Source organism: Caballeronia sp. KNU42 (assembly GCF_053760385.1).
This window is the reverse complement of record NZ_CM132389.1, coordinates 838,351-850,398: the sequence shown is the minus strand read 5'-3', so window position 1 is coordinate 850,398 and position 12,048 is coordinate 838,351. Positions and strand designations below refer to the sequence as shown.

Genomic DNA, 12,048 nt, shown 5'->3' with positions numbered 1-12,048 from the left:
AACAAATCAATAGGGGGAGACACTCTGTGAAGAAAACTACCAGCGCAATCGGCGCAATCGGCGGCGCGCTGATCGCCATTGCTGCCCAGTCCGCATTCGCACAAAGCTCGGTCACGCTGTACGGCATCGTCGACACGAGCGTCCGCTACCTCACCAACGCCGATGCGAACAACGACAACCAGGTATCGATGGGCGTCGGCCCGATCACCGGCAGCCGATGGGGCTTGAAGGGATCCGAGGATCTCGGCGGTGGCCTGTCTGCAGTGTTCCGCCTTGAAAACGGCTTCAACCTCTGGAACGGCCAGCTTGCGAGCTCGGGCACGCTCTTCAACCGGATGGCTTACGTCGGGCTGTCGAGTAACCAGTACGGCACAGTCACTTTGGGTCGCCAGAACACGCCGCTGTTCGATCAGTTAGGGAACGTCTACGACCCGTTGACCGTGGGTAACTACGATCAGGATGGCTGGTTGCCCGGCGCACTCGGCTACGGCCTGCGCGAGAACAACGCCGTCAAGTACAACGGCCAGTTCGGCGGCTTGAACGTGGAAGCCATGTATGGCTTCGGCAACGTGGCCGGCAGCACCGGCGCGAGCAACATGTACGGCTTGACGGCGTCCTACACGTTCGGCGGCCTGGCTTTCGATGCGGGCTTCCAGCAGAACAGCGACGTGCACAACAACAAGTTCAATGTTGTCAACGTAAGCGCGGTCTATTCCTTCAGCACGGTCAAGACCTTCGCGGGCTGGCTGCATTCGCAAGACAATACCGGCATGGTCGATATCTTCATGTCGGCTGCAAACTCACCGGCTGCCAACTTCGCGGCGCCTGTGACGAACACCAACCGCATCGACGACGGCTTCTACACAGGCGCCACGTGGCAGGTGACCCCGCCCTTGCTGCTGACCGCGGCGGCCTACTATGACCACTCACGCAATGCGCTGGACGCGGACGGGACTACGCTTAGCCGCGGCGTGCGCTACTCGGGCGTGCTGCTCGCCGAATATTCGCTGTCCAAGCGGACAGAAGTGTATGGCACGGTCGACTTCATCCGTGGCACCGGCGCGGCGCAAGCAGACTTTCCGGGACGCAACAACCAGACCGGCGTTGCAGTGGGCCTTCGCAACATATTCTGATGTGAGGCGCCTGGTTCGTCGCCGGGCACGACACTTCCGAATCAACGGCGCGCACTCAAGGGTGCGCGCCGTTTTTTTTAGTTAGTCAGACCAACAATTCGACTGACTGCAGCACATGGCGTGTTTCCGGCAAACTCGATTCGCATCCTTCGCGAATCGTTTCGATCATGCATTCTATAAAGCACTCCGACGCGGCACTCGCGGGATGACCGCTGCGCGAGATGACGCTGACCATGGCGTCATCCAGTTGCTCGCGCAAAGGAATGGCGCACAGTCCTTCCCTGGCCGCGCTGACCTCGACCAGCGGCCAGGGAAATACGCTGACCATGTCGGTCTTTTTGAGCAACGCAATGGCTATCGAAAGAGAATGCGTCAGATGAATCTTTCGCGGCACGGGCACGTTGTATCGGGTGAACATGTTGTCGACGAGGGCATTTTCATTCAACGGGTCCCACGTCAAGACCCAGTCAAGATCGCTGAGATCCGCCAATGAATGGCAATTCGCTCGCGGATGTCCCTCGCGAGCGACGAGCGCGCAAGTCGACGAAAACAATGGCCGATACTGAAATTCAACACCGAACGCCCCAGGCTCCGGCCGGCCGATAAAGAAGTCGAGGCTGCCGTCGCGCAGGCGCGGATTGGCTATCGATAACAAACCCTCGAAGAATTCGAGGCGAACATCAGGCATGCGCTCGCAAAAGCGCGTGACCGTGTCCGCCAGGAACGTCATCGCAATCCACGGGGTGACAGCAACCGTGAGCTTGCCCTGCGTGGCGCCCCGCAGGGCGCTCATGGCTTCCTGCGCGCGTGTCATCTGCGCGTAGATCAATCGGGCGTGAACCAGCAGCGCCTGACCGTTCTCGGTCAGCGTGACGCCTGAAGACGTGCGTACCACCAGCGACATCTGCACGCTTTCCTCGAGCTGGCGCAGGCTCTTCGTGATAGCCGCCGGAGAGGCTTTCAAAACGCGCGCCGCACCGCGTACGCCGCCTGCTTCGGCAATGGCGATCAGCGTGCGGATTTGGTGAAGTTTCATACGCTCTCGATGATAAGACGGGTTCGCCCGGGTGTTCACCTCCGGTTGCCACGTTCACGATTCTAGCTCTCCCGCCCCGTTTTCTGTCGCGCTACGGTAGCGTCACCCGATCAGGTTCCAACGTTCATCACCGGCCGCTCACATTGATTCAACACAGACGGGGACTCCATGAAACACATCACGCTTTCAGCCCTTTGCGCACTGGCGATGTTGCCCCTTGCTGTTCTTGCACAGGATAAACAGACCATTCGCTTCGGCGTCGATCCCAGCTATCCGCCGTTCGAGTCGAAGGCGCCGGATGGATCGTTCACGGGTTTCGATATCGACCTGGGCAACGCGATCTGCGCGCAACTCCATCAGAAATGCGAGTGGGTCGAGCAGAACTTCGACGGCATGATCCCGGCGCTCAAGGCGCGCAAGTTCGACGCCATACTCTCGGCGATGTCGGCTACGCCGGCGCGGCGTCAGCAGATCGACTTCAGCAATCGGCTTTACAACAGCAGCTCGGCATTGATTGCGCGCTCGGGCTCGAACCTTCAGCCTACCGCTCAGGCGTTGCAGGGTAAACGCGTGGGCGTCGTGCAAGGCTCGACGCAGGAGAGTTACGCGAATGCGGAGTGGGCGTCGAAGAACGTGACCGTGGTGTCGTATCAGACGCAGGACCAGATCTATCAGGACCTCGTGACGAACCGTCTCGATGCGGCATTTCAGGCCGCCGTGCAAGCGGACTTCGGCTTTCTGAAGACGCCGCAAGGCAAGGGCTTCGCGCTGGTGGGCAAGCCGGTGGGGGACAGTCGCGTGGCGGGTGATGTGGCCATTGGCATACGAAAGGGCGACACGCCGATGGCAACGCAGATCAACCAGGCCATTGCCGCGATACGTCAGGACGGGGTATATCAACAGGTCGCTGCGAAGTACTTCAATTTCAATATTTACGGCGATTGAGCGTCGATTGAGCGTCACGATTCAGCCCAATTTTTCTCGTAGGGAGGCAGCTATGTTGGAGACCGTAACCACCCGTCTGGCGCGGGCCGTCACGCCGCAATTGATGGAAGACTTTCACCGCGATGGCGCGGTTTGTATTCGCCAGATATTCACGCTGGAAGAGGTGGCATTGCTGCGCGAGGGTATCGATAAAAACCTGCAAGCGCCCAGTCCTCGCGCTAAGGTCGCGAGCCGTCCGGACGATCCGGGCTGGTTCTTCGAAGACTTCTGCAATTGGCAGGATAACGAAGCATATCGCCAGTTCATTTTTCGCTCGGCGGCGCCCGCGGTTGCCGCGGCCTTGTTGGGGAGCGAGACCATACGCCTTTACCACGATCATTTGCTGGTGAAGGAGCCGAATACCCGACAGCGCACGCCTTGGCATCAGGACCAGCCTTACTACAACATCACCGGCCGCGATAACGTCAGCATGTGGATTCCCGTCGATCCCGTCTCACAGGCGTCGAGGCTGGAGTTTGTTGCGGGTTCGCATCTTGGCCCGTGGCTGATGCCGCGTACGTTCATGGACAATCAGGCGAAATGGTTTCCCGAAGGCAGCTTGGCGGATCTGCCGGATATCGAGGCTGATCGAGGAGCGTATCCGATTATCGGATGGGCGCTTGAGCCGGGGGATATGGTGTGCTTCAACATGCTCACGCTGCATGCGTCGGGTGGCGTGAGCGGGCAGACACGGCGGCGTGCGTTCTCGATTCGGTTTATCGGCGATGATGTTCGGCATGCGCCGCGGCGCTGGCATACCTCACCGGAGTTTCCGGGTCTCGCGGAGACACTGGCGGAAGGGGCGCCGATGGATCATCCGCTTTTTCCTGTCGTTTGGAATGGAGCTTAACGGGGTGCACAGCCGGCTCTCAGCCGTTTTGAAGTGTTTCCCGGGAAACCTTGTTAACGGGTTCATTTAGCTGCAAACCCCCAGGCTCAAGAAAGTGTCTGGTGGCGATATGCGCGGAAGCGCACAGAGAGATTTGAGTGGGGGGCCATACTCTTTGCGCTACCGCACAAACGTTTTCGCCTGAGCTCCACGAACAATAATTCTGCAGGTCCTTCATAAGCCGCAGCTCTGCGAGCAGTCGGGGAGTGATCCCTCACACACTGGGCCGACATGGGGGAGTCACGCTGCGCGCACAAAGCAGCGCTTACGCAATCAGGTGCCACCGATGCGTCTCCATGCGATCAGATATGCCTTGATTCTTGCCTGCGGGTGCATGGCTGTCGGCGATGCACTTGCCGCCGATGCTGCCGGCGTCGTCAAGACCGTCAAGGGCACGGTGCAGGTCGAGCGGGCTGGAGCAAGTTCGGGCGCGGCCATTGGCAGTGAGGTTTTCGGCAGCGATCGCATAGTGACCGGGCCCGAATCTTCAGTCGGCATCACGCTGCGTGACGACACCCAACTCTCGGCCGGCGCCAATTCCATCCTCGAGCTCAACAAATTCGCCTTCAATACCACGACCCATGAAGGGGTGCTCGATGCCTCGATCAAACGCGGTTCCCTGGCGGTGATTTCCGGAAAGCTGGCGAAAGCGAACCCGGATGCCGTCCGTTTCAGCACGCCGACCACGACGCTGGGCGTGCGCGGCACTTCATTTATTATCGAAGTGGGCGGTAACGGGGAGGGCGCACGGTGAAGGCCTTCATTCGATGTCACGGGCGAGCATTTGCAGCGGCATTCGTCACGCTGGTTTTCTTGCCCGCGTGCAGCACGCCTCCGGACAAGATTATTTTATTGCCGGATCCGGAGGGCAAGGTCGGAGCAGTCATTGTCCACAGCTCCACCGGAGTGCAAACAATAAACACGGCTTACGCCGGGGTCGATGTCAGTCAGGGCGGCGCCATCGAAAAAACGATGGATAGCCAATCCGCCGTGGAAACTCGATATAGCCAGCTACTCGCGGCCCGGCCTCCTCGCCCCAGGACATTCACGATCTTCTTTCTCTTCGACTCTGCCACCGACCTGGCTCCGGAATCGCTCGCCACGGTTAAGGAGTTAAAAGCCGTCCTGGCGACCTGGCCTGCGCCCCAACTCGTGGTGGTCGGTCACACCGATCTGGCCGGCTCGCAGGATTTCGATGACAACCTGTCCAGGCGGCGAGCGCAGACGGTTGCCGCGTTCCTCATCAAGCAAGGCATTCCCGCCCAACAGATAGAGACCGCTGCCCGGGGCAAGCGCGAGCCACTGGTCCACACCGCCGACGGTGTTCCCAACCACATGAACCGGCGCGTAGTCATCACCGTCCAATGATCAGCGACAGTCATCGACGGTGAACGGCCTTCCCATTGATGAAACGCTACTACGACCTATGGCATGCCCGGATCAAGCGTGTGGTTAAGGCGGTCCAGGGGCGTCCGGTGGCATTTTTGGTCTTGTTCGGCCTGAGCCTGGTCAACCTGTCCAGTGAATGGCCTAGCGATATAGCGCGTCCGGCTTTCGTGACCGCGATGGACGATGCGCTTCCCGATTCCTTCAAGACGGCCCGGCAACTTCTGTTCGACCAGTATCAACGTCGGTTCCCGCGAGTGCCGACTGCTCAACCCGTGACCATTGTCGAGATTGATGACGCGACGCTGGCAGCCGTCGGTCAATGGCCCTGGCCGCGAAATCGACTTGCGGGCCTGATCGATGCCATTGCGGCGCTGAAACCGCTGGCTATTGGTCTCGACATCTACATGCCGGAGCCGGATCAGACCTCTCCCGACAAAGTGGCCGGCAATCTGCCGAAAACGGCCGAGGCGCTCGCCGCCAGCTTGCGCGCGCTTCCCAGTCACGAAGCGATTCTCGCCAGTTCGTTGCGCGCGGCGCCGACCATATTGGGTGCAGCGGCGCTTGACCATCCCACTTTCGCGGCCAGCACCGATATGCGAAGCGCTCCGATCCTCGTGCATGGAGTCGACCCGCTGAGCCGCGTGCAACGGTTCGACTATGTGCTTGCCAGCCTGCCGGAATTGCAGGCGGCGGCCCACGGGCAGGCGATGCTGAGCGTGGCGCTCGAGCAAGGCGTGGTCCGGCATATTCCGTTGATCATGGGTTTGGGGGAGAAGCTGGTCCCCGGTCTGCCGATGGAAATGCTCCGCCTGGCTACGGGTTCGTCGGCGATCGATGTCTTTGCGGACACGTCGGGCGTGCAGGCGGTGGGCGTCGCGGATGCGGTGGTGCCTACGCAACCTGGCGGCGACATCTGGTTGCATTTTGCGTCCATTCGATCGACGTTGAGCCGCTATGTGTCGGCACGCGACATCCTGCAGGGAACGGTCGATCCGGAACGGTTCAGGAACAAACTGGTGCTGGTCGGACTGACGGGTACCGGCGTGACTGACATGCGCACGACCCCGTTGGGGGAACTGGTGCCGGGTATTGAGATTCAAGCGCAGGTTATAGAGACCATTTTCGAGGGGCGGTTTCTGCGTCGACCTACCTGGCTGAAATGGGTGGAAAGTGTGTTCATCATGATGTTCGGATTGCTGATTATTTGGTATGTGCCGAGGACTCAATCGCGGTTTGCTTTGTTCCTGAGAGCCGTGCCTAAGGGGTCTACTTTTTTGGGGGTTTCCCTGCATCTGCTGAATCTTTTGTGCTGCTTCTTTATTTTCATGCGTTTCGGACTGCTGGTCGATGCGGCCTCGATTTTTATTATTCTGTCTGCGGTTATGGGGTGTTTCTTTGCGCCTGCGTTGCTGCATGGCGGTGAGCGGGGTAGGACAGAGGTGATGCCGGCGAAGGGGCGTGAAGCGGGTAGCGAAGGCGCTGGCAAGGCGCCAGGACCTTGAGGTAGGTGGCGCGAATGGGCGTTACGGATCGGTAAGACTCATTCGACTGTTTCGGCACCCGACATTCGCAACGTGCAGGTTCGGACCACGTGAACGGCGGCAAAGGCAGATAGTCGATGCGAAGTGGGGGGCGGTTCGTCGGCCTTAGCGGACATTGAGGCAGCCTGACTCCTACGTCAGCAATGCGGCAGATTGCTGACGTAGGCGGCATCGAGCAGCCAGACGGCAGCTTCCTGCATCGGTGAACTCACACTCCCGACCCATTCCCGCCCCTCAGCTAGTTTCTGCGAACGTCACCAACGCGCTCCAAAGCGTCCGCACGCTGCGCGGTCGGCACGTTTGACGGCAGTCTGTTACCGTTCGCTCTCGCTCATACCCGAAGTATCGGGTCGTACCCAATTGACGAACCGGTCGTCGATCCATAATTGACTCTCGGTGGCTATTGTGCGTGTCTTGTCGCTGTCCGTAAGACATCTAGGCACTATGTCAAAGCGTAGTCCTTGATCGTTAGCAGGATTACAACAGAGCGTGCCGCGTCAGCTACCACTATTGGCCAAATGCCTCGATAGCGATTTCGGTGCCGCTCCGTTCGACTACGTAACTCTTTGTAGACAAATCTCATTGATGCGCCGCCAGCTTTTGAACGAATGTCGTGGCGGCGATTTGTGCCGTGCGGACTGCATCAATGCCATCCTTCAACTCAGCACGGATGTCATCGGCATCCCACGCAGACTGAGAGGTCAGGGCCGATTGAGTCTTCTCTAACGCAGCTTTTTTACCGTGCATCGCGAACCTTTCGATTTTTTCGAATGGAGTTCCATCATGTAGACGAATATCCGCTCCGAGGGCATCTGCTTCAGTCTTGAGCGTTTTGACTCTCTTCAAAAGGTTCTGATCTTCAGTTAGCAATTGCTGCTGTTTCGCACCCGTCGGGCGGGAATTTGGGATTTGATCCAATAAATCTTGGCTCCCTGTCTCTAGTTGATAGAGATCTTTGCGCATCTTATCGACCTTGCTTTCCAACTGTTTATGCTGCGCGACTAAGGTTAGCTGATCAAAGGTGTCGTTTAGTGCGTTGAACCACCTGACAATTTCAGTGACGTCGTGCAAAGGTTCAAGGTCGGCGGTGTTGAGTGCCTCTTGGCCATTGGTATTGGAAGCGGCTCGCGCCCCACCTAACACGACCGCGAAAGCCGCGATGCCTGATGTGAAGAAAGCTCGCGTAACGGTATGCATTTATCCTCCGCTACTGTCTTTGGCATGCCGTTGGCGAATCAGGTAGATGCCGATTTCGGCCGCAATCAACAGAGCGATCAGCGGCGGCAGAAGGTGAAGCCTGTCTGCGTCGATCCAGTTAAGCACGATAAGCAGATATGTCAGCCCAAGGAGTCCCAACACTGATGCCATTATCGCCGCCACGAGTTTCACCATGCATGTCTCCTCGATCTTGCCAGGATTGCCGTCGGTTGCTTAAAAGAAAAGGATCCACCTCCGGCAAGCCCGCTTAATGACGCCTACTAACACAGCCCGCCAAGACGCTCAACGAACGGTGAGTTATGCTTATTTCCAATACCAGTCCGTAATGTCAAATCCGATATCGAACGCTTTAATTAAATCGTGGTGACCGACAATCGCAGTAAACTTTTTCGCGCTCGTAAGAAGCACCTGGGTGTTAATAATAAAACCCTCGATCGTTATTTGAAGGTTGGCGGACGGAAGAGTAAACGTCGAGCCGCTTGGCGTGCCGACGGTAATGTTAGGCCCAATTGTGGCGAGTCCGATTTTGCTTGCGACTGCTGCAGGCAGGATTGTGTAGTCAGAGCCTGTATCGACGAGGCAGTCAATCCTCGAGCTCGTCGTACCGCCGTTGTTGATATACACCTCGGCGTAGGGGCGTTTGTCAACGGGGTCGTACGGCTTGGAATAGCGAAATGTGCCCGGGGTTATCGGCATTTTAGCTTACACCGCGAGCGGGCTGATGAAGACGATTGACACCTCGTCGGGCTGGATGTTCTGGCGGTCGAGCTCGTGCATGAGTTCGTCTATATCATCGGCGGTAATCACTAGCGATTTTCCGTCTGCCGCGACCCAGTGGTCTGGCGGGAGCGTGGACCAGTTCTTCTCGATCCAGTCGGTACCCCGGTGCCGCCTGTAGCCCCGGATTTCGAACGAGTCTCGAATTGGCGCCGGGCGCATCTCACTGCTCCCCTGGTTGCTTTTGTCGCGCCGGATCTTCGCGAGAGACGCCTCGCTGGCCTTGGACCGCCCCAAAGAAATCCTTCGTTTCCAATGAAATGTATTTTATCTTGACCGTATTGGTTTCTGTCCGCGTCAGCGATCCGCCTAGTTTCGCAACATAGACTTCGATCCCGGCCTCCCCCTTTTTTTCAGCTTCAATAGCGAATTCAAATTCGCATTCGGCGAATTTCATCACTGCGTCTTTATTGTGTTCCGCTCTGACACCGGCCGCGCGAATCTGCTTGTTTACCGCTTCAAGCATATCGGCCAGAGGAATACGTTCTTCTAGATCAACCATGATAGCCACCCATTAGTCTGTCAACCCTACGAGCCCAATGCAGAACCCAGACCCAGACAATAAAGACTATTGTTGGGCGCCTGACGCCCTAAGTTCAAGGGATTTTTCCGAAATATGGTTCGCTAAAGCCGAAGAGACAAGAAACAGGGTCAAATTTCTTTCTTCCGATGCTTGCGTCGCGCGGACAGGTCATTCCGACGCAGTGGCATCGAGGGGTATCCAAAGCGGCGGGGCCGCTGTGTCATCCGAGCCCGTTTAAGAGTGTAGATCCTCATTTGCGCCACGGCCCCGCAATCCCGACGGCGCGTCATTGAGCTGGCGAACGTGGTTCTGGAGCAGGAGAGATTGCATCTCGCTCGCTGCTAGAGTGATCGAGGGCTCGGCTTTGAAATGGTGTCGACCTGACGGAGGAGCGTCCACATAATCATCTGCGTCGCGCGGAAGACTTCGATATCGTTCTTAACTGCATGCTCGACTCGAAATTCGCGGTGCGCGAGTCAATCGAACACCTGGTTAAGTGCGTCGCGAAGTTTGTCGGATATCTCTTCGATTTCAATCCGGCAGGGGCTTTCTTCCCAACCAAGAAATGACAATCCATGGGAGCCGCAGCCGTCCCATCGCATCGCTCGCACGACATCGTCCTGAGGTCCGTGCGTTGCCTCGTGGACATCGACGCTGGCATCGCCGCAGAACCTTGGCTGCACCACGTCGTTCATAGGACAACGATGGTCGGAGTCGGCAGTTAGCCAACAAGCTGCCTTTCAAGGTAACGTGGCCGCTGACCGCTCCTGGCCGGCAGTACGCATTCACCCACCTCGTCAGAAAGCAGCCGTTGACTACTCCAATGTCGGCTACGTGGAACGTCCACGGAACTGGCGCTCTCGGCCAACGGCCGCTCGATTGTTTGGCGAAAATGACAGTTATCGGAGTTAAATCAGACTCTACGCGTGCGATCGTAGACGATCATTGTCGTCCGACAGCTATCGATTCGACTTGATCGGTTCTAACACTTCAGCTAACTTTCCACGATACCCCGCTTCGATAGACCGATTTTTCGTTAAACAATACATTAAAAGCTGATTGATTAAAAATCGGAGGTCCCGTGATTCGGCTACGCGTCGTTGTGATTGTCGCGGCTTTGATGTTTGGGGTCTCCGGTTGCGGGACACCACGACTCACGGGGCTACAGGATCCAGATTCGGCGAATGAGGTGGATAGAGACGCAAACGGACCAACCGTTGCCGACTTGGTAAAGCACATCCAGTGTGAAGTTGCTAAGGCAGTCGATCAAACTGCAAACTCGAAATTGCAGATCGCAAGCTCAGGCGTCAGTACCTCGGATGGATCGCAGAGCATCGATAAGACGGCGGTAATGACGCTCGGTGATTACTTCAAAAAGCATGGATATGTTGGTCAAGTGAGTCTCACGGTTGATGTAATCGACACGCAGGCAATAAATCCATCACTCAGTTTTATCAACCCGATTACGTCGGCCACCAATTTCACCATGTCGTTCGCCGGTCAGTACAGTCAAACCCGTCATCGTAGTTTTAACTACTACTTTCCGATCAAGCTCGTACCCGTGAACGCAACCTCAGGCACCGATGGAAGCGAAGCCGTGGCCGCACCGGGTGGAGAGCTGTGTCGGGAGGACAAAATGGCAAGCAACAACAAATCTGGATTTCAAGGAACACTGGGCCTAGACACCGCATTGTATTCAGGTGTGCTAGCTAATATAGCAACGAGCGACAGTGAAGATTTAAGCGAGACGGATCTCTCAAAGCAGCAAAATCTTTCGTTCACTACGCAGGTGGATTTCCAAGTGGTTTGGAGCGGGGGGCTGGGACCAAACTGGACACTCACAAGATTTAAAGGACCGTCAGGTGGCGGAGGGGGCGGTGGTGGCGGAAGCGGTGGTGGCGGAAGCGGTGGTGGCGGAAGCGGTGGTGGTGGGAGCCAGCTCTTCAACGCAAGCAATACGGGAAAAGATACGTTGATTGTGGCGTTTGCCCCTATCGGAGATGCCAAGGCCTCGGCGGCTCGCGCTGAGCTGGAGGAGCAGATCAAAATCGCAAAAGTTGATGTGGCGTCGAAACAGACGCAAAAAGCGACCAACAGCAAGCACTCGGTGGCTACGCTTCTGGCGCTTGAGGCGGAAAGAAAAATGAATTTGGATCGATCGCCTGCAGCAATTGCGACGCGTAAAAACCCGGCCGCCTTGAACGACCTCAATACGCTCAGTTCAACGTTAGATATGGAGTTGAACCACGTGGAAAATGAGAACGCGAACGCGCCGAGGGCGGCGCGTTCGCCGACACAGGCAACCTTGGATGCTATACGACAACAAAAGAGCGCCGACGAGAAAATGGTAGCAGAGGCAAAGGTGCGACTCACGGCTCTACAAGATCGTGAAAATACATTGAAATCTCCGAACCCTGGAGATGTTGCAGCCGCTCGAGATGCTGCGAGCGCAGCGCTAACACGCTATTTGCTTGAGGGGCTCCAACCTCGGCTGCGTTGAGTGGAAGAGCGCGCGCTCACACGACCGCAGTGGACCGCCAGCGAGCTAATGCTCCATC

At 57.3% G+C, this 12,048-nt stretch carries 14 protein-coding genes; 7 read left to right on the top strand and 7 right to left on the bottom strand.

Annotated features, from left to right (window positions below):
- Positions 1-26 precede the first annotated feature (26 nt).
- A complete protein-coding gene (locus tag ACSOSP_RS22970; RefSeq protein ID WP_455313214.1) occupies positions 27-1,133 on the top strand; it encodes a porin in 1,107 nt (368 codons plus the stop codon).
- An 85-nt stretch (positions 1,134-1,218) separates the two neighbouring features.
- On the opposite strand, the gene ACSOSP_RS22965 is transcribed toward ACSOSP_RS22970, so the two are convergent.
- Positions 1,219-2,169 carry a LysR substrate-binding domain-containing protein gene (locus ACSOSP_RS22965; protein WP_455313213.1) on the bottom strand — a complete coding sequence of 317 codons (951 nt, stop codon included), beginning with the start codon at positions 2,167-2,169 and terminating at the stop codon, positions 1,219-1,221.
- Positions 2,170-2,337: 168 nt separating this feature from the next.
- Between ACSOSP_RS22965 and ACSOSP_RS22960 the strand changes: the two genes are divergently transcribed.
- The 5 genes from ACSOSP_RS22960 (at position 2,338) to ACSOSP_RS22940 (ending at position 6,933) form a co-directional block, all read left to right on the top strand.
- Positions 2,338-3,114: an ABC transporter substrate-binding protein gene (locus tag ACSOSP_RS22960; RefSeq protein ID WP_455313212.1), complete on the top strand. Its 777-nt coding sequence runs from the start codon at positions 2,338-2,340 to the stop codon at positions 3,112-3,114.
- 52 nt (positions 3,115-3,166) lie between these two features.
- Positions 3,167-4,003: a phytanoyl-CoA dioxygenase family protein gene (locus ACSOSP_RS22955; protein WP_455313211.1), complete on the top strand. Its 837-nt coding sequence runs from the start codon at positions 3,167-3,169 to the stop codon at positions 4,001-4,003.
- Positions 4,004-4,376: 373 nt separating this feature from the next.
- Positions 4,377-4,796, top strand: coding sequence for a FecR family protein (locus tag ACSOSP_RS22950; protein ID WP_455313210.1), 420 nt, complete (start codon positions 4,377-4,379; stop codon positions 4,794-4,796).
- Entirely contained in the window at positions 4,793-5,410 is a 618-nt protein-coding gene (locus ACSOSP_RS22945) for an OmpA family protein (RefSeq protein ID WP_455313209.1), read from the top strand. Before ACSOSP_RS22950 ends, ACSOSP_RS22945 begins: the two co-directional genes overlap by 4 nt.
- Before the next feature lie 38 nt (positions 5,411-5,448).
- Positions 5,449-6,933: a CHASE2 domain-containing protein gene (locus ACSOSP_RS22940; protein ID WP_455313208.1), complete on the top strand. Its 1,485-nt coding sequence runs from the start codon at positions 5,449-5,451 to the stop codon at positions 6,931-6,933.
- A gap of 618 nt (positions 6,934-7,551) precedes the next feature.
- Here the strand turns inward: ACSOSP_RS22940 and ACSOSP_RS22935 are convergent.
- The 6 genes from ACSOSP_RS22935 to ACSOSP_RS22910 all read right to left on the bottom strand — a co-directional run bounded on the left by ACSOSP_RS22935 (position 7,552) and on the right by ACSOSP_RS22910 (position 10,185).
- Positions 7,552-8,169, bottom strand: coding sequence for a hypothetical protein (locus tag ACSOSP_RS22935; RefSeq protein WP_455313207.1), 618 nt, complete (start codon positions 8,167-8,169; stop codon positions 7,552-7,554).
- Positions 8,170-8,364: a hypothetical protein gene (locus ACSOSP_RS22930; protein ID WP_455313206.1), complete on the bottom strand. Its 195-nt coding sequence runs from the start codon at positions 8,362-8,364 to the stop codon at positions 8,170-8,172. It lies immediately after the preceding gene.
- A gap of 129 nt (positions 8,365-8,493) precedes the next feature.
- Positions 8,494-8,886: an aspartyl protease family protein gene (locus ACSOSP_RS22925; protein WP_455313205.1), complete on the bottom strand. Its 393-nt coding sequence runs from the start codon at positions 8,884-8,886 to the stop codon at positions 8,494-8,496.
- 6 nt (positions 8,887-8,892) lie between these two features.
- A complete protein-coding gene (locus ACSOSP_RS22920) occupies positions 8,893-9,129 on the bottom strand; it encodes a hypothetical protein (RefSeq protein ID WP_455313204.1) in 237 nt (78 codons plus the stop codon).
- Position 9,130: 1 nt separating this feature from the next.
- Positions 9,131-9,469 (bottom strand): trypco2 family protein, encoded by a 339-nt coding sequence (locus tag ACSOSP_RS22915; RefSeq protein ID WP_455313203.1) that lies wholly within the window; start codon positions 9,467-9,469, stop codon positions 9,131-9,133.
- A gap of 497 nt (positions 9,470-9,966) precedes the next feature.
- Positions 9,967-10,185, bottom strand: a complete 219-nt coding sequence (locus tag ACSOSP_RS22910; RefSeq protein WP_455313202.1) for a hypothetical protein — start codon at positions 10,183-10,185, stop codon at positions 9,967-9,969.
- A 494-nt stretch (positions 10,186-10,679) separates the two neighbouring features.
- On the opposite strand from ACSOSP_RS22910, the gene ACSOSP_RS22905 reads away from it, so the two are divergent.
- Entirely contained in the window at positions 10,680-11,990 is a 1,311-nt protein-coding gene (locus tag ACSOSP_RS22905; RefSeq protein WP_455313201.1) for a hypothetical protein, read from the top strand.
- The last annotated feature ends 58 nt before the right edge of the window (positions 11,991-12,048 follow it).